Source organism: Pseudomonas sp. PDM02 (assembly GCF_014852285.1).
GTDB lineage: Bacteria > Pseudomonadota > Gammaproteobacteria > Pseudomonadales > Pseudomonadaceae > Aquipseudomonas > Aquipseudomonas migulae.
Window position 1 is genome coordinate 79235 of sequence record NZ_JACVBL010000015.1, and the last position, 25084, is coordinate 104318.

Consider the following 25084-nt stretch of genomic DNA (forward strand, 5'->3'; position numbering starts at 1 on the left):
TGGCTCAAGGAAAGAAACCGCACCCCTGCGGCCGGGAGTCATGGTTGGAAAACTACTATCGCGAGCTGGTGTGTTTCCTCAACGCCAAGCTGGGCAACCGTCAGGTGGCCGAAGATGTGGTGCATGACGCTTATGTGCGGGTTCTGGAGCGTTCCAGCGACACGCCGATCGAGCAGCCCCGGGCATTCCTTTATCGCACCGCGCTCAATCTGGTGATCGACGACCATCGGCGCAATGCCTTGCGTCAGGTCGAATCGCTGGAAGTGCTCGACAACGAAGAACGCTATTTCACCCCGTCCCCGCACAACAGCCTCGACCACGGCCAGCGCCTGGAAATGCTCCAGCGTGCCCTGGCGGAATTGCCACGGCTGTGCCGCGAGAGTTTCCTGCTGCGCAAGATCGATGGCCTGTCGCACCCGGAAATCGCCGAACGCCTGGGGATTTCCCGGGCGCTGGTCGAGAAGCACATCGTCAATGCGATGAAGCATTGCCGCGTGCGGATGCGCCAGTGGGATGCCCACTGATCTTCTCCGGTGGGTAAAAAAACAATATTAAATTTTGTTTCATTGTCCTCGTTCCCTATCAACAGACGACCTGCTGTCCTGCTCAAGGCTGGTCAGGTCACTTAGGCTTACGCCCCACTGTTGAGGGGTTCATCCAGAGGACACTGGAAATGACACAGGCAATTGCATCGCCCATCGTTCACGACCTGATCGGCGTCGGTTTCGGCCCTTCGAACCTGGCGCTGGCCATCGCACTGCAAGAGCGCGGGCCGAGCCAGGGCGAGCTGGATGTACTGTTTCTCGACAAGCAGGCGGACTATCGCTGGCACGGCAACACCCTGGTGACCCAGAGCGAATTGCAGATTTCCTTCCTCAAGGACCTGGTGACCCTGCGCAATCCGACCAGCCCGTATTCCTTCGTCAACTACCTCAAGCACCACGGTCGTCTGGTGGATTTCATCAACCTCGGCACCTTCTATCCGTGCCGCATGGAATACAACGACTACCTGTGCTGGGTCGCCGGGCAATTTGCCGAGCAGAGCCGTTACGGCGAAGAAGTGCTGACCATCGAGCCGGTGCTGCACAACCAGCAGGTCGAAGCGTTGCGCGTGATCTCCCGCGATACCCAGGGCCAGCAACACGTGCGCACCGCTCGTTCGGTGGTGGTCAGCGCCGGTGGTACGCCGCGCATTCCCGAAGCGTTCAAGGCGCTGAAGGATGACGGTCGGGTGTTCCATCATTCGCAGTACCTGGCGCAGATGGCCAAGCAGCCGTGCGTGAACAATCAACCGATGAGCATCGCGATCATCGGCGGCGGGCAGAGCGCGGCGGAAGCCTTCATCGATTTGAACGACAGCTTCCCGTCGGTGCAGGTCGACATGATCCTGCGCGGCTCGGCGCTGAAGCCGGCGGACGACAGCCCGTTCGTCAACGAAGTGTTCTCGCCGGAATTCACCGACCTGGTGTTCCAGCAGGCGAGCAGCGAGCGCGAGCGTCTGGTCAACGAGTACCACAACACCAACTATTCGGTGGTGGACATTGACCTGATCGAACGCATCTACGGAATCTTCTATCGCCAGAAAGTCTCGGGCATCGCCCGTCATGCGTTCCGTACCTTGACCACTATTGAAAAAGCCACCGCCACCGAGCGCGGCATCGAACTGGCAGTGCGTAACAACGCCACCGGCGAAGTCACGGTTCGGCATTACGACGCGGTGGTACTGGCCACCGGTTACGAGCGTCAGATGCACCGCAAGCTGTTGGCACCGCTGGAACAGTATCTGGGCGATTTCGAGGTGGACCGCAACTACAAGCTGATCACCGACGAGCGCTGCAAGGCCGGCATTTATATGCAGGGCTTCTGCCAGGCGAGCCATGGTTTGAGCGACACCCTGTTGTCGATCCTGCCGATTCGCGCGGATGAGATTGCCGGGTCTTTGTATGAGCATGGCAAGCACCGTGGGCATGGCCGTTCGGTGGTGGATTTGTTGTTGGCGACTGCCAGTTAAGGTATTCGGCGTCTGTCACGCCGCCATCGCCGGCAAGCCGGCTCCTACAGTTGATCGCATTCCCCTGTAGGAGCCGGCTTGCCGGCGATGGCGTCTTCAAAGACACCCCGAATGCCCAATCCTGAACCCTTCCTGAAGATCCCGGCAATTCCCCGACGACTTGCCAATGCATCGTTTACTCTCCAGAAATCGGGGCGTAAGCTTCGCGCGTTTTCATCAATAGCGGAGACCCACAGTGGGTACTTGTTCGAGTGACAGTAGTCGGCCGGTTTCGATAACCGGCAACAACCCGGCAAGATAACGCGCAACTTTTTGTGCCGTTGTCTCGCCTGATAGCGAGCAGCGGCATCCCGATCGCGGCCAGTCCTGGTCCGTGTCCCGACGTTCTCTCATCGACGCTGAACCGTGCGTGATGTTCGACTTTTTGTCGTCATCGCGGTGCACCGACACGCCTGCTGGAAGGTTTCCCGGCTGACCCTGGGGGAACTGCCATGAACCTGAACCTGCTCAAAGAATTCTTTGCCGGATTCCTGCGCACCCGTCACATCGCCCGACACTTCCGTCGCCTGGCGCTGCTGGAAACCTTCACCGACACCACGGTCAGCCGCGAGGTGCCGCCCACTTTGGCGCAAACCCTGGTGAGCGCCGCCAACAACGACACCGGCCAACTGCTGCACAACCTTGGCAGCCACACCGATGGCCTGAGCGAAGCCGAAGCCGATGCACTGCGCGTGCAATTCGGCCTCAACGAAGTCGAGCACGAGCAACCGCTGCCGTGGTGGACTCACTTGTGGCACTGCTACAAAAACCCGTTCAACCTGTTGCTGACATTGCTCGCGGTCATCTCGTGGCTGACCGAGGACATGAAAGCCGCCATCGTGATTTTCTCGATGGTGGTGCTCTCGACCTTGCTGCGCTTCTGGCAGGAAACCAAATCCAACCAGGCGGCCGACGCGCTCAAGGCGATGGTCAGCAACACCGCCACGGTGATGCGTCGCGATGCCCTGCGCACCGAAGTCCCCATCAAACAGCTGGTGCCGGGCGATCTGATCGTGCTCTCGGCCGGCGACATGATTCCCGCCGATTGCCGGGTACTCAGCGCCAAGGACCTGTTCGTCAGCCAGGCGGCGATGACCGGCGAATCGATGCCGGTGGAAAAATTCCGCCACCAGCAGGACAGCGACACCAGCAATCCGCTGGACCTGGACAACATCCTGTTCATGGGCACCAACGTCGTGTCCGGCACGGCGATCGCGGTGATTCTGACCACGGGCAACAGCACCTATTTTGGCGCGCTGGCCCAGCGGGTCGGTGCCACCGATCGCGCGCCGACGTCGTTCCAGACCGGGGTCAACAAAGTCAGCTGGTTGCTGATCCGCTTCATGTTCGTCATGGCGCCGCTGGTGCTGTTCATCAATGGGTTCACCAAAGGCGACTGGACCGAAGCGCTGCTGTTCGCACTGTCGATTGCCGTGGGCCTGACCCCGGAAATGCTGCCGATGATCGTCACCTCGACGCTGGCAAAAGGTGCGGTGTTCCTGTCGCGCAAAAAAGTCATCGTCAAGCGCCTCGACGCGATCCAGAACTTCGGCGCCATGGACGTGCTGTGCACGGACAAGACCGGCACCCTGACTCAGGACAAAATCTTTCTGGCGCGCAACGTCGACGTCTGGGGCAACGACTCCGACGACGTGCTGGAAATGGCCTACCTCAACAGCTACTACCAGACCGGCCTGAAAAACCTGCTGGACGTGGCGGTGCTCGAACACGTCGAAATCCACCGTGAACTGAAAGTCGGCACGGCGTTTCACAAAGTCGACGAGATCCCGTTCGACTTCACCCGGCGGCGCATGTCGGTGGTGGTCGCCGAGCGCGGTCAACCGCATCTGTTGATCTGCAAAGGTGCGGTGGAAGAGGTGTTGGCGGTGTGCACTCGGGTGCGTCACGGCGAACGCGATGAAGCACTGAGCGATGAACTGCTGGCGCGGATTCGTCAGGTCACCGCCTCGTTCAATGCCGAGGGGCTGCGGGTGGTGGCGGTTGCCGCGCGGCCAATGATCGAGGGGCGCGAGACTTACAGCCTGGCGGACGAACAGGCCCTGACGCTGATTGGCTACGTGGCGTTTCTCGATCCACCGAAGGAAAGCACCGCCCCGGCCTTGAAAGCGCTGGCCGCGCATGGCGTGGCGGTGAAAGTGCTGACCGGCGACAACGAACTGGTGACCGCGAAGATCTGCCGCGAAGTCGGCCTGGAGCAGCAAGGCCTGTTGATGGGCAACGACATCGAGCGCATGACCGACGCCGAACTGGCGCGGGCGGTGGAGACCACCAACGTCTTCGCCAAACTGACGCCGTCGCACAAGGAACGCATCGTCCGTCTGCTCAAGGGCAACGGTCATGTGGTCGGGTTTATGGGCGATGGCATCAACGACGCCCCTGCGCTACGCACCGCCGACATCGGCATTTCGGTGGACAGCGCCGTGGACATCGCCAAGGAAGCGGCGGACATCATCCTGCTGGAGAAAAGCCTGATGGTCCTGGAGGAGGGCGTGCTGGAAGGGCGGCGGACCTTCGCCAACATGCTCAAGTACATCAAGATGACCGCGAGTTCGAACTTCGGCAACGTGTTCTCGGTGCTAGTGGCCAGCGCGTTCATCCCGTTCCTGCCGATGCTGCCGATGCACCTGCTGGTGCAGAACCTGCTCTATGACATTTCGCAGATCGCCATCCCGTTCGATAACGTCGACGAAGAAATGCTCAAGCAACCGCAGCGCTGGCAACCGGCGGATGTCGGGCGCTTCATGCTGTTCTTCGGCCCGATCAGTTCGATCTTCGACATCACGACGTTTGCCTTGATGTGGTACGTGTTCGACGCCAATACCCCGGACCACCAGACCCTGTTCCAGTCGGGCTGGTTCGTGGTCGGGCTGCTGACCCAGACGCTGATCGTGCACATGATTCGCACGCCGAAGATTCCGTTCCTGCAAAGCCGCGCCGCCATGCCGCTGCTGGTGATGACCGGAGTCATCATGGCCGTGGGGATCTTCCTGCCGATGGGACCCTTGGCGCACTACTTCAAATTGCAGGCGCTGCCGTCGCTGTACTTTGTGTTTTTGCCGGTGATTCTGCTGGCGTACATGGCGCTCACCCAGGCGGTGAAGGGCTTCTACATCCGCCGGTTTGGCTGGCAGTAATGCTGCCAGATGTAGGAGCGAGCGGTGCGGCGATCCGACTTGCCCGCGAAGGGCGCGCCTCATTTCCAAAGCAAACCGCGTCATCGTTCTTCGCGGGCAAGCCTTGCTCCTACAAGGAATTGAATACAAGGCTGAAGATTTAGGAAAACATTCATGCAAGCACTCAACAACATCAACCTGACCTCCCTGGTCGACACCCTGGTCAGCCTCAGCGCGGCCTTCATCCTCGGTGGCCTGATCGGCTTCGAGCGCCAATACCGCCAACGCACCGCCGGCCTGCGCACCAACGTGCTGGTCGCGGTGGGGGCGGCGATTTTCGTCGACATGGCCAACCGCCTCGGCGGGGCCGAAGGCGCGGTGCGGGTGGTCGCTTACGTGGTTTCCGGCATCGGCTTCCTCGGTGCCGGGGTGATCATGCGCGAAGAGGGCAACGTGCGTGGCCTCAACACCGCGGCAACGCTGTGGGCTTCGGCGGCGGTCGGTGCCTGCGCAGGGGCTGATCTGGTCCTGGAGGCCTTGCTCGGCACGCTGTTCGTACTGGCGGCCAATACCTTGCTGCGGCCGATCGTCAACAACATCAACCGTCAGCCGCTGGATGTGATTTCGGCTGAAGTCACCAACATCGTTTACGTGATCGCCCGCCGTTCACAACAAAAAGCTGTGCTGGCGCTGCTGGAAGCGGAACTTGAGCGCAGCAATTACCCGGCGAGCGATGTTGATGTACACGCGTTCGGCGCAGATGAAATCGAAGTGGAGGCGACCCTCGCGACGACGTCCGTGGACGGCGACGAACTGGATGCGCTGGTGGCGCGGATTTCGACATCGACGCTGGTGGTGCAGGCGTTCTGGAGTCCGAGTACGACGGAATAGCGTTGAATCCGCTCTGGCAACGGAATAAATGTCTCGGGTTTTAGGAATAGTCCTACAGAAAGCTCGTTGGCTCTTCCGTAGCCTTGCGGCCTCACGAATCTGAAACCCTCCTGGGGGCCCCGGTTGCCGAACAAAGCGTTACGTATCCTGATTGCCGACGAGCAGCATTTTCAGCGGATGAGAATCGAGCGCCTGTTCAACCGGCTCGACTATTACCGCGTGGCCCCCGTGCAAAACCTTGCCGAACTGTTGACCCTGATCGAGTACGGCGGCGTGTCTTTCGACCTGGTGGTCATCAATGCCGCGCTGGCGGACGGGGCCCTGGACCTGCGCGACTTCTTCCTCGATCACCCACAGGTTCACCACGCCTTGATCTATGACGGGCCGCCGACCCCGGCTTGCGGGCAGCAAAAGGTTCAGGTGAGTGATGCTGCATTGCCCGATCTGGCGTGCATTCAACGACTGATGGCGACCGTTGATCCTCAGCTACCGTTCGTCGGTACTGTCATTTCTGTCAGGTAGTCGGGCGCGTGTTTCCGTGCAAGAGTCTTCGCGCAACTGCTGCGTGTAGCCGGGGTCTGACCCATGGGCATTCATTACCCGATCGTCTTGTATCTGCACAGGGAGTTGCCATGAAGTCAGCGGTAATAGCAGACGATCATCCGGTGGTGTGCACTGCAGTCGCGATGCTGCTTACACAGCTGGGATTCAAACTGATTCATAAGGTATCCAACGGCAACGAGGTCTTTTCAGCGATCCGTAAGCATCAACCCGATCTGGTGGTGCTGGATCTGATGATGCCCCGTCTCGGCGGGCTGGAAGTGTTGGCCCGCATTCAGGCCAGTGACGAGCGTTGTCGAGTACTGGTTTTCACCGGGCAAGATCCAAGGTTTTATCAGGACCGCTGCATGCGTGCCAGCGCCAGGGCTTATGTTTCCAAGGCCAACGACTTGAAGCATTTGCACGAGGCAGTGCTGGCGGTGATGGCCGGTTACACCTATTTCGCCAAGTTGCCGTCGAGTTCGGTGTCGTTGAGCACAATGCAACTCAGCGAGATGGAGAGGATCGACAAGCTCTCCGACCGTGAACTGACCATATTCCGGTACCTGGCCGAGGGATTAAGCAACAAGGAAATCGCCAAACTCTTGAACCTGAGCCACAAGACCATCAGCACCTACAAAACCCGTTTGACGGAAAAACTCAATGTGGAGTCCAAGGTTCACTTGAGAGAGACCGCCCAGCGTAACGGTCTGATTTGAGTGAGTACCTCTCGGCAATTGCGTTGGCTGATATCCCTCGTACTCCCGGTCTGTTTGTGGGTATCGACTGCCTATGCCCAACCGCAATCACTGACCCTGCTCGGACGCTCCAGCGTCGACGGCTACGACGTCAAACTGTCGGATGCCGATTCGCGTGTACTGCGCCAGAAAGGCCGGCTGGTACTGGCCGTCTCGGCGCCGGATTATCCGCCCTTCGACATCACCACCACCGGCACCGACTATGAAGGGCTGACGGCTGACTATGCCGGGCTGCTCAAACAGCTATTGAACGTGGAGATCGATGTTCAGCGCTACGCATCTCGGGACGAGGCGGTGCGTGCGATCAAGGAAGGGGCGGCTGACCTGTTGGGAACGGCCAACCGTTATGAGGTCGAGGATCCACAACTGCGGATGTCCAGTGCCTATGCTGATGATCAACCGGTGCTGGTCACGCGCACCGATTCATCCCTGCCACTGGACCCGGACCTTGCCGGTAAACGGCTGGCGATGCTGTACCACTATTTGCCCGAGCAGCAAGTGCAGGCTTTTTATCCCAAGGCGAATGTGCAGCTGTTCCCTTCGACGCTGGGCGCGGTGGGCGCCGTTGCGTTTGGTCAGTCTGACGCCTATCTGGGGGACGCCATCAGCGTCAATCACCTGATCAGCAAAAATTACCTCAACAACGTTCAACTGGCGGATTTCTCCCGTATGGAGTCCGGGCGTTTTGCGTTTGCGATGAACCTCGACAACCTCCAGTTGCAACGCATCGTCAACCGGGCGCTGGCGGCGATCCCGACCAATGAACGAATGAATATCCTGCGGCGATGGGGCGGCAGCGGGGCTTCCATTGCCGGCACGCAAGCCTTGCACTTCAGTGTCGCCGAGCAACGCTGGCTCAATAATCATCCACGTGTGCGAGTGGCGATCAACCAAAACCTCATGCCGATTTCCTTTATCGACAGCGAGGGCAAGTACCGGGGCATCAGCATCGATGTGCTGGCGAAAATCAGCTTGCGTACAGGCTTGAAATTCGACATTCAGCCAACCCGGTCAGTGGCCGAATTGTTCGATTGGATCAGGAGCGGTCATGTTGACGTGGTCGCCGGGATCAGCCCCAGCATTGAGCGTGAAACAGAACTGCGATTTACCCGACCGTTTCTGACCAGCCCGAATGTGCTGGTGACCCGCATCGCATCCGACAGCCCCAAGACACTGGATCAAATGGCCGGAAAAACACTGGCCATCACCCAGGGCAACAGTGCCGGTGAATTCATTCGCCAGCATTTCCCGCAGGTCGAACTGGTCACTGCGCCGTTGACCGCGGACGGGATGGAAATGGTCGCCCAGGGCAGGACGGACGGCGCCATCAACTCGTTGATCGGTGCCCGGATCATGATTTCCCGGCAATACCGCGACCGCCTGCAAGTGACCAGCACCGTCGGCACCGACCCGGCCCGCAGCACCCTGGCGACCGGTCGCGAGGCTGTTGAGCTGCATTCGATCCTGGACAAGGCGCTGCTGAGTATCTCCCCTGAAGAAATCGATGAAATGACCGGTTATTGGCGCAATGACCTGATGGTTGAACAGAGCTTCTGGCTGCGTCACCGGCAGGACATTCTCCAGGCCTTTGTCGGTGCCGGCGCCTTGCTGTTGCTGGCGCTGGCCTGGATCGCCTGGCAGCGCCGGCAGATCCGCCTGCGTCAGCAATTGCTCAGACAACTGCAGGACGCCAAGGACGCGGCGGATGAGGCGAACCGTGCCAAGACCACGTTTCTGGCGACCATGAGCCATGAGATCCGCACGCCGATGAATGCGCTGCTCGGCATGCTCGAACTGGCGCTGAAGCGAGCGGATGAAGGCGTCACCGACCGGTCGGCAATCGAGGTGGCGGCCAATGCCGGGCAACAGTTGTTGGCGTTGATTGGCGACATCCTGGACATCGCCCGCATCGAGTCCGGGCATTTGTCCCTGACGCCGGAACGGGCCAACCTGCGCACGCTGGTCGAATCGGTGTGCCGGGTATTTGAAGGCCTGGCCCGGCAGAAGAACCTGGAGTGGCGCGTCGACCTGGGCGAGCACAGCGACGCCGACGTGTTGATCGACCCCACGCGTTTCAAGCAGGTGCTGTCCAATCTGCTGAGCAACGCGATCAAGTTCACCGAAGAAGGTGAAGTGCGCCTGACGCTGCGGGTCGAGCCCCGTGCAGTCGGGCAACTGGCGGTCTCGGTGCGCATTGAAGACACCGGCATCGGTATCAGCGAAATCGATAGGCAGCGACTGTTCAGCCCGTTTGTGCAGGCGCAAAACAGCCAGCAAACAGGTCGAAACGGCTCAGGTCTGGGGCTGGTGATCAGCCGCACGTTGTGCGAAATGATGGGCGGTCAATTGCAGCTTGCCAGCGTGTTGGGGAAGGGCACGCGGATTGATGTCTGCCTGGATCTGCCCGCGTTGCAACCGTTGCCGTCCAGCGAGTCACCTGACCGAGAGGAACAGGCGCAGACCCGGCCGCTGACCATTCTGGTGGTCGATGATTACCCGGCCAATCGATTGCTGCTCTCACGGCAGTTGAGCTACCTGGGCCACCGGGTGATGGACGCCGAGGACGGTCAGCAAGGTCTGGATCGGTGGCGCGAGTATGAGTTTGATGTGCTGATTACCGACTGCAACATGCCGGTGCTCAGCGGTTATGAGTTGGCCGGGGCCATCCGCGATGAAGAGCGGACTCAGGGATTGCAACCGATCCTGATTCTGGGATTGACCGCCAATGCGCAGCCCGAGGAGAAGGCCCGTTGCCTGGAAGCGGGGATGGACGACTGCCTGTTCAAACCGATCCGCCTGGCGGATCTGGGCGCCTGGTTGGCGTCCAGATTTGCCGATGGATCACCGGTGCCGCCCCTCGAAACACCCTCAACCGCCGAAATCGACTTGAGCGGTCTGGAGCGCTACGTCGGCAAGGACGACGAGCTGATCAAACAATTGCTGAGCGACCTGGCCGCGACCAATCGCAAGGATCGGCAGGAGTTGCTCAAGGCTCATGCCCGTGGTGAACAGCATGCCCTGTGCACGTTGGCGCACCGCATCAAGGGCGGGGCGCTGATGGTGCGGGCGGACGGTCTTGTCAAATGCTGCAAGGACCTCGAGCATGCCTGCGGTGATGGCCGTCCAGAGCTGATCGACAAAGCCGTCGATCAGCTGGCTAAGACCATGAGGCGCCTCGACGAACAGCTGGCGCGGGGCTGACGCTTAATCCCAGTTCGGCGCGATGCCTTTGGGGCTGGTCAGGCGGTGGGCGCGTTCAAGGCCGGCGATCAGTGCCATGTCGGCGTCGCTCAGGGTCAGGGCGCAGGCCTTGAGGTTGCTTTCCAGGTTGGCGCGCTTGGTGGATGACGGGATCACCGCGTAACCCGATTGCATGGCCCAGGCCAGGGTGACTTGCGCAGGCGTTGCTTGCAGACGCTCGGCGATCTGCTGGATGACCGGGTCTTTCAGCACTTCGCCGTATGCCAGGGTCATGTAGGAGGTGATCTGGATGTCCTGGCTCTGCGCGAACTCGACGACCTTGCGGTTTTGCAGGTACGGGTGCAGTTCGATCTGGTTGGTGGCGATGTGATCGGCACCGATGGCGGCGATGGCTTGCTTCATCAGGTCGACGGTGAAGTTGGAGACGCCGATCTGCCGGGTCAATCCGAGTTTTTTGGCTTCGAGCAACGCGCCCATGAATTCTTCGACCGGCACCTGGTTTTCCGGCGATGGCCAGTGGATCAGTGTCAGGTCGAGGTAGTCGGTCTGCAGTTTTTGCAGGCTCTCTTTGAGGCTGTCGATCAAGCGGTCCTTGGCGAAGTTGGCGACCCAGATCTTGCTGGTGATGAACAGTTCTTCACGGGCAATGCCGCTGGCTGCGATGGCCTCGCCGACCTCGGCTTCGTTCTCGTAGATTTGCGCGGTATCGATGGCGCGGTAGCCCAGTTCCAGGCCAGTGCTCACCGAATCAATGACCACCTGGCCTTGCAAGCGAAACGTACCAAGACCGAATGCGGGAATAGACATCAATGACTCCAGGGGTTGCAGTGGGAATGGGCACGAGTATCCGTGCCTGCATCCTTGAGAAAAACGGCTGGATGGGCAAAGCAATGTTTACCGCAAGTCATGAATCGTAAGGCAAGAGGATTCGCGGTGTTGCAACGGACGCCTTCGCGGGCAAGCCTCGCTCCTACAAGAACATCACACGCCCCTGTAGGAGCGAGCGGTGCGGCGATCCGACTTGCCCGCGAAGGCCGCGACTCGGTTTCGGATCTTATCCGCGAGCCTCAAGAATCATGCAAGTCGTCGACCCCGTCGCATACAACCGCCCATCCACATCATAAATCCGCCCCTCGGCCAGCGCCGTCGAGCGCCCTAGGTGCACAATCTTGCCCTCGGCCCGCACCGGTCCGCTGGCGCCGGTCAACGCGCGGACATAACTGATGCGCAGATCCAGCGTCGTATACCCCTGGCCCTTTTTCAGCTGCGTATGAATCGCGCAGCCCATGCACGAATCCAGCAAGGTCGCCGCATAGCCGCCATGCACGCTGCCCAGCGGGTTGTAATGCCGGGCGTCCGGCGTGCCCTGGAAGATGAACAGCCCGGCCGACCATTCGATAGGGATGAAATCCATCAGCGTGCCAATCGGCGGCGAGGGCAGTTCACCGTTGCCGATGCCCTCGAAGAACTCGGCCGGCGACAGCGCGCTGACCTCGGCCAGCGATAGGCTGCCGGGCCCGGCCAGACGTGCGCGCATGGCGTCTTCCTGAACGATCCATTGGGCGAGGGAGGCTTCTCGGTTGGGGCTTTGCATGTTCAGTGTCCTCGGACGGGCGCAGATATTATGGTTGTAATCTGCGCTGATATTATGTCCGAAATAAAAACTCCGCCAGCCCCCACTCATCGGCCCTGTAGGAGCGAGCCTGCTCGCGATGGAGGTCAACGGTAACGCAGCCAGTCTGACACCCCGCGGAGCTCTCACGTTTTTCGCGAGCAAGCTCGCTCCTACAGGTTCGTCCGTGTCGGCAAAAAAGGGCTAGGCGATGTCGCTGTGGGTGAATTCCTCACCGAGAAAGTCAATCAACGTCCGCACCGACGGCAGCAACCCACGGCGAGAGGGGAAGATCGCATGGACGATCCCGCACTTGGGCGCCCAGCCCGGCACCAGTTCGACGAGGCGTCCGGCGGCAATGTCATCGCGCACCACCACGCTGGGCAGGTGCGCGACGCCAATCCCTGCGAGCACCGCGTGACGCAGGGCCAGCAAGTCATCGGTGACCATGCGCGGCGCGTGTCGGATCAGCGCGCTGGCGCCGTTCGCACCGAACAATTCCCACTGATATTCACGCTGTGCCGCGCCCCAGTGCACGCTGGGCAAACCGCTGAGGTCGGCCGGGGAGGCGGGCGTCGACAAGCGTTTGGCAAAGGCCGGGCTGCCCACCAGGCATTGGGTGCTGTTGCCCAGCACCTTCATCACCATGTCGGTGTTTTCCAGCGGCGGAAAGCGCACGCGCAAGGCAATGTCGAAACCCTCGTGGATCAGGTCGACCCGGCGGTTGGTGCTTTCGATGAACAACTCCACCAGCGGGTATTTGAGCATGTAGCGGGTCAGCATCGGCCCGACCCAGGAGTTGAGCAACGCGGTCGGGCAACTGATGCGCACCAGGCCCTGGGGTTCGGAGCGGTTGCGTTCGATCAGTTCGGCGGCGCTTTCCGCTTCCACGCGCATGGCCAGGCAGCGCTGGTAATAGGCCTGGCCGATTTCGGTCAGCGAACAATGCCGGCTGGTGCGGTGCAACAGACGTACACCGAGGCGCTCTTCGAGCTCGGCGATGCGTCGGCTGAGCTTCGATTTGGGCATGTCCAGCGCCCGCCCGGCCGCAGCGAAACCCTGATGTTCCACCACTTGGGTGAAGTAGTAGAGGGTGTTGAGGTCTTCCACCATCGTTCTCCATATAGAACGCTAAGGCTGATTTTTGCAGTCTAGCGCACCAAAGGGTTCGGTTTTAAGCTTTGTCCATCGCGTCAAACCACAGATTTCGGAGGCAGCATGAAAAACATCATCGGCATCTACACCAGCCCACGGACCCATTGGGTTGGCGACGGTTTTCCGGTTCGTACGCTGTTTTCCTACGACAACCTGGGCAAACACATCAGCCCGTTTTTGCTGCTGGATCACGCCGGCCCTGCTGAATTCACCCCGACCACCGAGCGTCGTGGCGTTGGTCAGCATCCGCACCGCGGTTTCGAAACCGTGACTATCGTTTACAAGGGCGAACTGGAGCACCGCGACTCCACCGGCAGCGGCGGCAAGATCGGCCCGGGCGATGTGCAATGGATGACCGCCGCCTCGGGGATTCTCCACGAAGAGTTCCACTCCGAAGGCTTCGCCAAAACCGGCGGCACCCTGGAAATGGTCCAGCTGTGGGTCAACCTGCCGGCCAAAGACAAAATGGCCGACGCCGGTTACCAGACGATTCTCGACGGCGACATTCCGAGCATCCCGCTCAAGGACGAGGCCGGCAGCCTGCGCCTGATCGCTGGAGAATTCGACGGCCACACCGGCCCGGCACGGACATTCACCCCGGTCGATGTCTGGGACCTGCGCCTCAACGGCGGCAAGTTGCTGACCCTCGATCTGCATGAAGGTCGCAACACCGCACTGGTGGTGCTGCGTGGCACGGTTCAGGTCAACGGCCTGGAGCTGGTGCGCGAAGGGCAGTTGGCGTTGTTCGAACGCAATGGCCACCAGCTCAGCCTGGAAGCCAATAACGACGCCGTCGTGTTGCTGCTCAGCGGCGAGCCGATCGACGAACCCATCGTCGGCCACGGCCCGTTCGTGATGAACAGCGAGCAAGAGATTCACCAGGCCTTTGCCGATTTTCAATCGGGCCGGTTTGGACGGATGAGCGGTTGATACACGGATAGATGGTTGCACCGCGCCAGGCTTGACTGACTACGCTTGTCTGGCCGCGTCTGAATGATCAATCAAAACACCCCCACGCCGAACTGTTCGGCATCGATTAAAACCGAGGATGACCCCATGACTACTTCTTACAAACGTCTCGACAAGGATAACGCCGCCGTTCTGTTGGTGGATCATCAGGCTGGCCTGCTGTCTCTGGTGCGGGACATCGAACCGGACCGTTTCAAGAACAACGTGCTGGCCCTGGCCGACCTGGCCAAGTACTTCAAATTGCCGACCATCCTCACCACCAGTTTCGAAACCGGCCCCAACGGCCCGCTGGTGCCCGAGCTCAAAGCGCTGTTTCCGGATGCGCCTTACATTGCCCGTCCTGGCCAGATCAATGCCTGGGACAACGAAGACTTCGTCAAGGCGATCAAGGCCACCGGCAAGAAGCAACTGATCATCGCTGGCGTGGTGACCGAGGTGTGCGTGGCATTCCCGGCGCTGTCGGCACTGGCGGAAGGTTTTGACGTGTTTGTGGTGACGGACGCTTCCGGCACGTTCAACGAGCTGACCCGCCAATCGGCCTGGGACCGCATGTCGTCTTCCGGCGCGCAATTGATGACCTGGTTCGGCCTGGCCTGCGAGCTGCATCGCGACTGGCGCAACGACGTGGAAGGCCTGGCGACCCTGTTCTCCAACCACATCCCGGACTACCGCAACCTGATGACCAGCTACAACACGCTGACCAATAGCAAATAATCACTGACACACATCACCCCTGTAGGAGCCGGCTTGCTGGCGATAGCGGTAGAGCAGTCAACAATTGAGTGACTGTCAGACCGCCATCGCCAGCAAGCCGGCTCCTACAGGTTTTTGTGTTGTTCTCAAGCCTGCGTTTGCTCCTACACTGTGCCCATCCGTACATGGCTGGAGTTGCTTGATGCTGTCACTGCTTACCAATCACCCGCTGGTCTGTGCCCTGATCCTGATCATCATCGATCTGGGGCTGTGGCGCTTGATCAGTGCCAGTGGCAGCAACTGGAAACTGTTGGTGCGGCTGCTGATTTTCACGTTGTTCAGCATCCTGTTGTTCAACGAAGGCCTGAACCCTCTGGAGCCCGCGCCCTGGGCGGACAACGTGCCGTTGCACCTGGCGGCGACCGGCTTGCAGATTGGCTGGTGGCTGTTCGGCGCGCGCACCCTGACGGTGTTGATCGGCGCAGGGATGATGCAACGGGTCGGGCACACCGGTCGATTGCTCCAGGATTTGCTGGGCGCGGTGATTTTCCTGATCGCGATCATCGCGGCCCTGGCGTACGTGCTCGACCTGCCGGTCAAAGGCGTGCTGGCGACGTCCGGCGCGTTGGCGATCATCGTCGGCCTGGCGTTGCAAAGCACCCTCAGCGACGTGTTCTCGGGGATCGTCCTCAACACCACCAAACCCTATCAACTGGATGACTGGATCTCCATCGACGGCACCGAAGGTCGGGTCACCGACATCGATTGGCGCGCCACGCGCCTGCAAACGTCCCAGGGCAGCATGGCGGTGATCCCCAACTCGCTGGCGGCCAAGGCCAAGATCATCAACTTCAGCCGGCCGAGCGACATTTTCGGCGTGTCGATCAGCTTGCAGTTGAGCCCGCACGCACGTCCGCAAACGGTGATCGATGCGCTGGAGCGGGCGATGGAGGGGTGCCGATACCTGCTGGCCAAGCCGGCGCCGTGTGTCGCGCTCAAAGGTTCGAGCGCCACCGGCGTGGAGTACGAAATCAGCGGCTTTGTGGTTTCGATGGACCAGAAACGCATGGTGCGCAATCTGCTGTTCGATCTGGCGTTCCGCCACTTGCAGGCATCCGGCGTGAGCCTGTTGTCCAGCGTCGAATCGAATGCACCGGTGAACCTGTCGCGGCCACGGGCGTTGCTGGAAAGCTCGGCGATCTTCTCGACTTTGCGTCAGGAAGAGAAAGAAACCTTCAGCCAGCACATGACCCTGCAAAACTTCCGCGCCGGGGAAATGATCCTGCCGGCGGGGGAGGTCAGCGATCATCTGTTTATCATCGAATCCGGCGTGGTCTCGGTGGCGTTGAGCCGCGCCGGGGGCAAGTTCGAGTCCGGGCGCATGGGGCCGGGCGAGGTGATCGGCGAGGGCGGGATCCTGTCGGACACGGCGCTGCCGGCGGACTTCAGCGCCAAGACCGCTTGCAGCCTGTACCGGATCGAAAAGGACTACCTCAAACCGTGCCTGGATGCGCGGCATGACATCGGCGAAGCGATGAAGGCGTTGCTGGATTTTCGTTTGCACAAGGCACAGACGTTGACCCAGGAAACGCCGAAAGTGGTGGAGAAGAAGGGGTTTTTGCAGTGGTTGCGCAGTCGGGCTTAGCGGTTGGTGTTGGATGGCCGCTGCGCGGTTCGCGGGCAAGCCTCGCTCCTACAGGGGGATGAGTTGTACCTGTAGGAGCGAGGCTTGCCCGCGAAGGCAATATTGGCCTCACCACAAAAAATCAGAAATCCAGCGTCGCCGAAACCTTCAGCGTCCGCGGCGTCCCCTGCGTCAGGTACCCGCCATTCGCCGAGGCCCAATAGGCCTTGTTCGCCACGTTCTCCAGATTGGCGCGCAAGGTGATGTACTTCTCATCCATCTTGAAGGCATACCGCGACCCCACATCAAAGCGGTTCCACGCCGGAATGCTCTGGGTGTTGGCGGCGTTCAGGTATTGCCCGCCGGTGCGCAACATCCGCGCACTGAGCGCTGCGCCTTCAATTCCCGGCACGTCCCAATCCGCCCCGACGTTGAGTTGAAAACGCGGTACGCCGACGGCGCGGTTGCCATCGTTGACCCCGTTGGTGCTGCCTTCGATTTCGGTCTTCATCAGCGTCGCGCCGCTCAGCAGGCGCAGGCCATCAAGCGGCTCGCCATAGACGTTCAACTCCACGCCTTTGTTTTGCTGCTCGCCATCGACCCGGAAGATCCCGTCCTGGGTGTAGCTCGACGGTTGTTCGATGCGGTACACGCCCAGGCTCGCGCCATACGTGTCCATGTCCAGGCGTACGCCGGCTTCGATTTGCTTGCTGCGCACCGGGGCGAAGGTCTCGTCGCGGTTGATCGCGCTGGTCGGTGGCGTGGGCCCCTTGGCCAGGCCTTCGATGCGGTTGGCGTAGAACGAAACGTGTTCCCATGGCTTGATCACCAGGCCATAGACCGGCGTGCTGATCGACTCTTCGTAGCTTGAGGTGCGTGCGCCGGTGGTGGTGTTCCAGCCGTCGACGTTCAGCGTCTGGCGCCGTACGCCGAGGGTGAGCAAGACGCGATCATCGATGAAGCCAAGGGTGTCGGACACCGCTGCGCTGCGCAGGGTGTTCTTGCCGACGATGCGCGGGTCGTGAATGTCGCTGGCAAACGATGTGGGGCTTGGGCGCGGTTTGTCCGTGACGTCGTAGAGATTGGTGCTGTAGCGCGTGGCGGTTCCTATGGTTTCGAACGCCGAGCGTTGCTGGCCCCAGATACCCGCGAGGCCCAGGTTCAATTGGTGACTGATCGGCCCGGTGTTCAAGTGGCCGTTGAGGCCGGTCATCAGGCTTTTGTTGTCCTCGTCGTGAGGCGAGTAGAGCATGCCGCCCCGGGCATTACCGTTGAGGTCGGTGACGGTCAGCGACGAATACACGCCGTTCTCCCGCGTGTGTTTGGCGCCGCCGGACACATAGGCGGTCCAGTTGTCACTGAGGTCATACTCGGCGCGGGCCATGCCGAAGGTGTCTTCCAGTTGCGAGTAGCTCCAGCTCTGTGCGTAACCGGCGTTGGCATCCGGTACCTTGGGCGCTTTGCTCAAGGTCGAATCGACATAGATCACCGAGCGGCCCTGATTGATCACCTGTTTCTGATAGCCCAGGTCCGTCGACACCCGCAGGCGATCACCCCGGAAGTCCAGACCGACGCTGATCAGCGACGAGCGACGGTCTTCGTCATCGACGGCGGTGGCGCCTTCGCGTTGCAGTAGATTGACCCGCGCGCCGAATCGGTTGTCTTCACCAAAGCGCTGGCCCAGGTCCAGATGCCCGCCCACTCGGCCATCGTCACTGTAATCGAGGGTGACGCTGCGGGTCGGCACATCGCCGGCGCGCTTGGGTTGCAGGTTGACGCCACCGCCAATCCCGCTGCCGCTGGGCGTAACACCATTCACAAAAGCATTCGGTCCCTTGAACAACTCGACCCGTTCCAGCGCTTCGGTGGCGATGATCTGCCGGGGCAGGATGCCGTAAAGACCGTTATAGGAAATGTCATCGGACAGCAGCGGCAAACCGCGGATCACGAACACCTGGGAGAAGTTGCCAAAGCCGGCGGACTGCCGCACCGAAGCATCGTTGAGCAACACATCGCCCACAGTCTGCGCTTGCTGGTCGGCGATGGTTTTGGCGGTGTAGCTGGTGACGCTGAAGGGCAGGTCTTTCAAGGCCTGGTTGCCGAGCATGCCGATCTGCGCAACCTTGGCGACCTGACCGCCACCGTAGGTGTCCGCGTTGTCGTCGCGCAGGGCGCTGACGCTGGTGGCGCCCAACTCCAGTGCACCGTTGGCAGAGACTCGCGGCGCCACGGTGTAACCGTTTCCGCCCGTGCTGATCAACTCGAAACCGCTGCCCTCAAGCAATTGCGCGAAGCCTGATTGCACGCTGTAGTTGCCTTGCAATCCCGGACTCTGGCGATTGCCCAGTTGCGCCGGATCGAACGACAACGGCACGCCGACCGCCACGGCGAATTGCGCCAGGGTATGGCTGAGCAAGCCCGGCCCTATATCGACGTTGCGGCTGGCACTTTCGCTGACGGTATCAGCGGCATGGCTGTTGATCGGCAGCAACGCGGTAAAGGCCAGGGCAATGCTCAGGCTCAGGGCCTTGAGCGGGAAATCGGCGGGGCGGTGCAGCGGTGTTGAAGTCATTCGGCGTTCCTGTCGAGCGCGTGGAATTGAAGAGGTCTATCCACACACCGAACGAAACGCGGAAAGGTATCAGGGGACTGTGAAATAGTTTTTCAGCGCACTCAGGCCCGGGGCTCGACCGACAGCCAGTAGCGGGTCAGGCTGCTGATTTTCAGCGGCAGCGTATCGCTGAGCAGACGCAGGCTGGCATCGGTGTCACGCAGGGAAAATGCCCCCGACACCCGCAACCCCGCGACATCCGCATGACAACGCAACACGCCGGGGCGATAGCGGCTCAATTCGCCGAGCAATTCGTCCAGGCGCATATTGCTCGCCAGCAACATGCCCTTGTCCCAGGCCAGGGCGCTGGTGTCGAAAGGTTCGAGCGGGTCGAGGCGATTGAGCTTGAAGCTCTGACGCTCACCGGCCTTGAGGGTCGTGCTCTGCTGGAGCAACTGCGGCGTGACTTCCACCAGCCCTTCGAGCACCGACACCTGGCTTCGCGAGCCAGTGATGCGCACGCAAAACCGTGTACCCAGCGCACGTGCGATGCCTTGCGGGGTTTCGACGATAAAGGGCCGGGCGCCGGGGTCCTTGGCGGTGCTGATCAACACTTCGCCATCCAGCAGCACCACTCGGCGTTCGCGCGGGGTAAAGGCAATGTCCACCGCACTTTCGGTGTTGAGCAGCACCTGACTGCCATCGGGCAGTTGCAGGTTTTTCTGTTCGCCCACTGCCGTGCGCTGATCGGCGGTCCATTGTTGCCAGGACACGTGTTGCGAGGCGATGCCCAAGGGGCCGGCCATCAGCAGCAAGCCAATACGCGTGAGGGTCTGACGGCGGCTCAAACCATCCTTGCGTGCCGCTCGCTGCAGGGTCTGGATGGCCAGGTTGGCCGGCACGCTGCGAAATTCTCCGAGCAGCGCTTCGGCCCGTTGCCAGGCCAGCGCATGCTCGGCACTGCGATTGCGCCATTGGGCAATGGCGTGATGGTCGGACGGCGTCGCGCTGCCTGAATGCAACTGCACCAGCCAGTCGGCGGCTTCGCCGAGAATGTGCGGGTTGATCATCGACGAATTCATCAGGCGACACTCAGGCAGGTAATGAACGCGGTGCGCATGTGCCGTTTGACGGTGATCAGCGACACATTCAGGCGTGCGGCGATCTGGTTGTAGGTCAGCCCTTCGATCTGTGACAGCAGAAAGGTTTCGCGAGTGATGGCCGGCAATTCGCGCAGCAGCGCTTCGATGCGCATCAGGGTTTCGAGAATCAGCAGGCGGGTTTCCGGTGACGGCACCTCGGCGGCCGGCAGGTGGACAATGGTCTCCAGATAAGCGCGCTCGATGTCCTGTCGACGCCAGCGATCAATCACCAGGCCCTTGGCGATGTGCGTCAGCAGTGCCCGGGGCTCGCTGCCCCAGGGCTTGACGACTTGCCGGGTCAGCAAACGCAGGAACGTATCGTGGGCCAGGTCCGCCGCGTCGCAGCGATTGCCGAGTTTTCGCTGCAGCCATCCCTGCAGCCAACCGTGGTGTTCGCTGTAGAGGGTATGGATTTGCTGGTTCAAAGGCTGGTCGGCTGACGACATGGGGGACTGATACTCTTTTCCGGCGTCCTGGCCTGATGCAATTAAGAATTGATCGCATTCTAGTGGCGAGGACCGAGTGCTGGCAATCAGCCCGACAGACTATTTTTCGCCCCCCCTGTAGGAGCCGGCTTGCTGGCGATAGCATCACCTCGCTCATCAATTTGCTCCGAGTTGCCCGCATCGCCAGCAAGCCGGCTCCTACAAGGGCGGCGGCGGTCTACTCGACTTTTGAGAAATTGGATATTCCAGCAGCCGGCCTGCGGGACTAACTTAGCTCCACCCCCACTTGCTCCTGGAGCCTGCCATGAAACCTCGTATCGATTTCTACACCGCGTCCCCTGATGCCCTCAAAGCCATGATCGCCCTGGAAACCGCCGTTTCGAAGCTGCCGCTGGAAAAGACCCTGATCGAACTGGTCAAGCTGCGTGCATCGCAAATCAACGGCTGCGCCTTCTGCATCGACATGCACACCGCCGATGCAATCAAGGGCGGCGAAACCCCGCGTCGCCTGTTTGCCGTGACCGCCTGGCGCGAGGCGCCGTTCTTCACCGAGCGCGAACGTGCTGCGTTGCTCTGGACCGAGTCCCTGACCCAACTGAGCCTGACCCACGCTCCGGACGAAGATTACGAAGTGGTCGCTGCGCAGTTCAGCCCCAAGGAAATGGTCGACCTGACCGTGGCGATTTCCACCATCAACAGCTGGAATCGTCTGGCCGTAGGCTTCCGTAAAACGCCTCAGGCCTGATCAGTGAGCGTCCGCTGACGGCGCGGCCGGTGGTTGCACCTTGCGCATCAAGGGCACCATCGCCGTGGCGATGATGAAGCAGACCATGATCATCAGAAACGCATCGCCGTAGGTTTGCGTCTGCGCTTCGCGGTAGGTCAGCAGCCATAACTGGTGCAGGCTGGCGGTGACGCCCACGTCACCGCTTTGGCCGAGTGTGGCGAAGTTGTTGCCGACCTGGGACAGCCATTGATTCAGGGCTTCGTTGGTGCTGTTGAGGTTTTCCGCCAATCGTGTGAAGTGCAGGTTGGTGCGGTCATTGAGGATCGTCGCACAGGCCGCGATGCCAATGGCTCCGCCGAGGTTTCGCATCAGGTTGAATAGCCCGGAAGCGTGTTTGAGTCGCGCCGGCGCCAGACCGCCGAGGGTCAAGGTGACCGCCGGTGGCACCGCCAATTGCTGGGCAATTCCGCGCAGCGCTTGCGGCAGCATCAACTCCTTGCCTCCCCAGTCATGGGTGATCGGGCTGAAATCCCACATCGACAAAGCGAACAACCCAAGGCCGGTCATCATGACCCAGCGCAGATCGATGCGGTTGGCCAGAAAGGCGTACAGCGGAATCGCCATGATCTGGAACACCCCGGTGGAGAAAACCGCCAGACCAATGTCCAGCGCGCCATAACCCCGCACCCGGCCGAGAAACAGCGGCGTCAGGTAAATCGTGGCAAACAGGCCGATCCCGGTGACAAACGAGAAGAAGCAGCCGAGGGCGAAGTTGCGGTCTTTGAGGGCGCGCAAATCGACGATCGGGTTGGCCACGTGCAAGGTCCGGCCGATGAACGCCAGGCCCGCCAGGCCGCTGATCCAGGCGGTGATCAGAATCGTGCGGTCGCTGAACCAGTTCCAGCGCGGGCCTTCTTCGAGGGTGTATTCCAGGCAGCCGAGAAACAGCGCCAAAAACACCATGCTCAAATAGTCGGCGCCCTTGAGCAGCGACAGTTCCGGCTGATCGATCTTCACCAGCATCGGCACCGCCACCGCGACGAAAATCCCCGGCACCAGGTTGATGTAGAACAGCCAGTGCCAGGAGGAAACATCGGTGATCCAGCCACCAATCACCGGCCCCAGTGTCGGTGCCAAAGACGCCACTGCGCCGATGGTCGCGGCGGCGATCACCCGTTGTTTGCCGGTGAAGAAAAAGAACGCCGTGGTGAACACCAGCGGGATCATCGAGCCGCCAAGAAACCCTTGCAGGGCGCGGAAGGCGATCATGCTCTGAATGTTCCAGGCCGCGCCGCAGAGCAGGCTGGCCAGGGTGAAACCCACCGCGGATGCGCAGAACAGCCAGCGGGTCGAGAACACGCGGGAGAGCCAGCCGGACAGCGGAATCACGATGATTTCGGCGATCAGGTAGCTGGTCTGCACCCACGCCGTTTCGTCAGTGCCCGCCGACAACCCGCCGCCGATATCGCGCAATGAAGCCGAGACGATCTGGATATCCAGCAGGGCAATGAACATGCCGATGCACATGGTGGCGAAGGCGAACACCTTGGTCGCCGTCGCCATGTTCGCGGCGTTGAACGGCTGCGCGGGGGCGGCGAGGGCGCGGTTCATGGCGCGCTGGCCACGGCAGGCGTTTCAGGCTCCTTGCGTGTGTCGACTTCAGCGGTCACCGACAGGCCGGGACGCAGATGCCCGAGCACGCCGTCGGCAGGATCGAGCACGATCCGCACCGGCACTCGCTGCACGATTTTGGTGAAGTTGCCGGTGGCGTTTTCCGGTGGCAACACGCTGAACTGCGAACCGCTGGCTGGCGCGAGGCTGTCGAGGTGACCGTGGAATACCTGCCCCGAGAGCACGTCGGCGTGAATGATCACCGGTTGGCCCGGTGTCATGTGCGCCAGTTGATCTTCCTTGAAGTTGGCATCGACCCACAGCCCGCTGGCCGGCACCACTGACAACTGCTGCGAACCGGCCTGTGCATACGCACCGACCCGCGCCCGGCGATTGCCGATCACGCCATCCATCGGTGCGCGCAATTCGGTGTAGCCGACGTTCAATTGCGCCAGGTCTCGTTCGGCCTTGGCCTGCATCAGCGCGGCACGTGCTTGCTGTTTCTGAGTGTCGATCACGTTCAATTGGCGTTGCGCCGCCAGCAGTTCAGCCTGGGCTCGTGCGCTCAGCGCCTGGGCGGTCTTGAAGGTGGCGTCGGCCCGTTGCGCACTTTCCACGGAGACAGCGTTGCTGCCGACCAGGCGTTTGTAGCGTGCATTGTCGTCCCGTGACCGGGCGGTTTCAGCGCCGGTGGCATCGATCCCCGCACGGGCCTGACCGATCACCGCGTGTTGCAGTTGTTCAGTGGCGTCGAGGTTGGCCAGCAAGGCTTCTTGCGCGGCGACCGCGCCTTCGGCCTTGGCCAGGTTGGCGCGGTAGTCACGGGAATCGAGGCGGATCAACACATCGCCGGCCTTCACTTTCTGGTTGTCGCTGACCAGCACTTCTTCGATGTAACCCGCGACCTTCGGCCCGATCACCGTCACGTCGCCGCCAATGTAGGCGTCGTCGGTTTCTTCGATGAAACGCCCGGCGGTCCACCAATGGGTAGCGTAAAGGCCTGCAAATACCAGAACGGCAATGGCCAGCGTCAGCAGGATCAGGCGCTTGAGCAGGGGAGGCTTGGGTGTGCTCACCGCAACGGCAACGTCGGGTTCAAGGCTGGGCATGCTGGTCATGGAGGATTACCTGTGGGAATCGGCGTTTAATTACGTGCGTAATATGACGTATGTAATATTTGGTCGCAATTAATTTCTGCTGCCGATCGTCAGGTGCTTATTTTCGCCAGTGGCCAGGGGTGATGCCGGTCATGTCCCTGAAGAAGGCAATAAACGCACTGTCACTGGCAAAACCCAGTGCGAAGGCGCTGTAACCGATGTTTCTGCCGGTAGTGAGCAGTTCGATGGCCCGCATCAACCGCCACTGTTGGCGCCATTGCTGATAGCTCATGCCGGTTTCGCGCTGGAAGATTCGCCCGATGGTTCGGCCACTGGCGCCGATCTGCGCTTGCAGGACCTGAAGTTCGGGCGGTAGCTGATCGAGCGTTGCAAGCAGCGGCGCCAGGCGTTTGTCCCAGGGCAATGGCAGCAGCATCGGCTGCTGTGCGGCGTCACGGATTTCGCTGAGGCACAGGCCCAGTAAATGAACGAATTTGCCGTGCTGCCAATCGGTGTCGAATTCCGCTTGGGCAATCGACTCCAGCACGGCCCGCAGCAACGGGCTGACTTCAATCACGCAGACGTGTTGCGGCAGCTCGGCGCACAGCGAAGGTGTCAGGTAAATCGAGCGGTAATCGACGCTCTGTTGCATCACCGCGCGGTGCGCCACCCCGCAGGGAATCCACGCTGCGCGGGAGGGCGGCAGCAGGCACAGCTGCTGCGCGAGGGTAATGTGTGTGCAGCCCTGGCGGGTGAACAGCAACTGCCCCCGTTGATGTTGATGTAAACCGGAGTCGTGATCGCCAAGGGTGGCGGCGATACCGATCACGGCGGCGGGATAGCTGTCGGGGTCGAATTGCGCGTGTGCATCGAGCCAGGCCAT

At 61.0% G+C, this 25084-nt stretch carries 20 protein-coding genes; 11 read left to right on the forward strand and 9 right to left on the reverse strand.

The genetic code is table 11. The annotated features are described in order from the left end of the window. The first annotated feature begins 44 nt into the window (after positions 1 to 44). The 7 genes from IB245_RS23880 (at position 45) to IB245_RS23910 (ending at position 10574) form a co-directional block, all read left to right on the forward strand. On the forward strand, positions 45 to 524 hold the full coding sequence (locus IB245_RS23880; protein WP_008032335.1) for a sigma-70 family RNA polymerase sigma factor: 480 nt from the start codon (positions 45 to 47) through the stop codon (positions 522 to 524). 149 nt (positions 525 to 673) lie between these two features. Beyond that, on the forward strand, positions 674 to 2011 hold the full coding sequence (locus tag IB245_RS23885) for a lysine N(6)-hydroxylase/L-ornithine N(5)-oxygenase family protein (protein ID WP_008032337.1): 1338 nt from the start codon (positions 674 to 676) through the stop codon (positions 2009 to 2011). A gap of 491 nt (positions 2012 to 2502) precedes the next feature. Continuing rightward, positions 2503 to 5205 (forward strand): magnesium-translocating P-type ATPase, encoded by a 2703-nt coding sequence (gene mgtA, locus IB245_RS23890; protein ID WP_192228881.1) that lies wholly within the window; start codon positions 2503 to 2505, stop codon positions 5203 to 5205. Positions 5206 to 5358: 153 nt separating this feature from the next. After that, positions 5359 to 6075, forward strand: coding sequence for an MgtC/SapB family protein (locus IB245_RS23895; protein WP_008032341.1), 717 nt, complete (start codon positions 5359 to 5361; stop codon positions 6073 to 6075). A 123-nt stretch (positions 6076 to 6198) separates the two neighbouring features. After that, entirely contained in the window at positions 6199 to 6597 is a 399-nt protein-coding gene (locus IB245_RS23900) for a chemotaxis protein CheY (RefSeq protein WP_192228882.1), read from the forward strand. 110 nt (positions 6598 to 6707) lie between these two features. Beyond that, a complete protein-coding gene (locus tag IB245_RS23905; protein WP_008039990.1) occupies positions 6708 to 7334 on the forward strand; it encodes a response regulator transcription factor in 627 nt (208 codons plus the stop codon). Further along, positions 7335 to 10574, forward strand: a complete 3240-nt coding sequence (locus tag IB245_RS23910) for a transporter substrate-binding domain-containing protein (RefSeq protein ID WP_192228883.1) — start codon at positions 7335 to 7337, stop codon at positions 10572 to 10574. A gap of 3 nt (positions 10575 to 10577) precedes the next feature. On the opposite strand, the gene dkgB is transcribed toward IB245_RS23910, so the two are convergent. The 3 genes from dkgB to IB245_RS23925 form a co-directional block, all read right to left on the reverse strand. Continuing rightward, a complete protein-coding gene (gene dkgB, locus IB245_RS23915; protein ID WP_192228884.1) occupies positions 10578 to 11381 on the reverse strand; it encodes a 2,5-didehydrogluconate reductase DkgB in 804 nt (267 codons plus the stop codon). 247 nt (positions 11382 to 11628) lie between these two features. After that, on the reverse strand, positions 11629 to 12168 hold the full coding sequence (locus IB245_RS23920; protein WP_192228885.1) for a PaaI family thioesterase: 540 nt from the start codon (positions 12166 to 12168) through the stop codon (positions 11629 to 11631). Positions 12169 to 12390: 222 nt separating this feature from the next. Continuing rightward, complete coding sequence (locus IB245_RS23925; protein WP_192228886.1) at positions 12391 to 13299, reverse strand: LysR substrate-binding domain-containing protein; 909 nt, start codon at positions 13297 to 13299, stop codon at positions 12391 to 12393. Between the two features lie 105 nt (positions 13300 to 13404). Here IB245_RS23925 and IB245_RS23930 point away from each other — a divergent pair, with 105 nt between their 5' ends. From IB245_RS23930 to IB245_RS23940, 3 genes are all read left to right on the forward strand, one after another. Further along, positions 13405 to 14271, forward strand: coding sequence for a pirin family protein (locus tag IB245_RS23930; RefSeq protein ID WP_192228887.1), 867 nt, complete (start codon positions 13405 to 13407; stop codon positions 14269 to 14271). Between the two features lie 126 nt (positions 14272 to 14397). Next, a complete protein-coding gene (gene ycaC, locus IB245_RS23935) occupies positions 14398 to 15024 on the forward strand; it encodes an isochorismate family cysteine hydrolase YcaC (RefSeq protein WP_008032356.1) in 627 nt (208 codons plus the stop codon). Positions 15025 to 15205: 181 nt separating this feature from the next. After that, on the forward strand, positions 15206 to 16648 hold the full coding sequence (locus IB245_RS23940; RefSeq protein WP_192228888.1) for a mechanosensitive ion channel domain-containing protein: 1443 nt from the start codon (positions 15206 to 15208) through the stop codon (positions 16646 to 16648). 121 nt (positions 16649 to 16769) lie between these two features. Here the strand turns inward: IB245_RS23940 and IB245_RS23945 are convergent, their stop codons facing one another. The 3 genes from IB245_RS23945 to IB245_RS23955 all read right to left on the reverse strand — a co-directional run bounded on the left by IB245_RS23945 (position 16770) and on the right by IB245_RS23955 (position 20766). Then, the gene (locus tag IB245_RS23945; RefSeq protein ID WP_192228889.1) at positions 16770 to 19199 is read right to left on the reverse strand and encodes a TonB-dependent receptor; all 2430 of its coding nucleotides are present in this window, start codon (positions 19197 to 19199) and stop codon (positions 16770 to 16772) included. Between the two features lie 101 nt (positions 19200 to 19300). Continuing rightward, positions 19301 to 20260 (reverse strand): FecR domain-containing protein, encoded by a 960-nt coding sequence (locus IB245_RS23950; protein ID WP_192228890.1) that lies wholly within the window; start codon positions 20258 to 20260, stop codon positions 19301 to 19303. Beyond that, complete coding sequence (locus IB245_RS23955; RefSeq protein WP_192228891.1) at positions 20260 to 20766, reverse strand: sigma-70 family RNA polymerase sigma factor; 507 nt, start codon at positions 20764 to 20766, stop codon at positions 20260 to 20262. The genes IB245_RS23950 and IB245_RS23955 overlap by 1 nt, the downstream gene beginning before the upstream one ends. Before the next feature lie 304 nt (positions 20767 to 21070). Between IB245_RS23955 and IB245_RS23960 the strand changes: the two genes are divergently transcribed. Beyond that, positions 21071 to 21511, forward strand: a complete 441-nt coding sequence (locus tag IB245_RS23960; protein ID WP_008040019.1) for a carboxymuconolactone decarboxylase family protein — start codon at positions 21071 to 21073, stop codon at positions 21509 to 21511. On the opposite strand, the gene IB245_RS23965 is transcribed toward IB245_RS23960, so the two are convergent. From IB245_RS23965 to IB245_RS23975, 3 genes are all read right to left on the reverse strand, one after another. Beyond that, on the reverse strand, positions 21512 to 23104 hold the full coding sequence (locus IB245_RS23965) for a DHA2 family efflux MFS transporter permease subunit (RefSeq protein ID WP_192228892.1): 1593 nt from the start codon (positions 23102 to 23104) through the stop codon (positions 21512 to 21514). Then, a complete protein-coding gene (locus IB245_RS23970; protein WP_192228893.1) occupies positions 23101 to 24222 on the reverse strand; it encodes an HlyD family secretion protein in 1122 nt (373 codons plus the stop codon). The genes IB245_RS23965 and IB245_RS23970 overlap by 4 nt, the downstream gene beginning before the upstream one ends. A gap of 97 nt (positions 24223 to 24319) precedes the next feature. Continuing rightward, positions 24320 to 25084: an AraC family transcriptional regulator gene (locus tag IB245_RS23975; RefSeq protein WP_192228894.1), complete on the reverse strand. Its 765-nt coding sequence runs from the start codon at positions 25082 to 25084 to the stop codon at positions 24320 to 24322.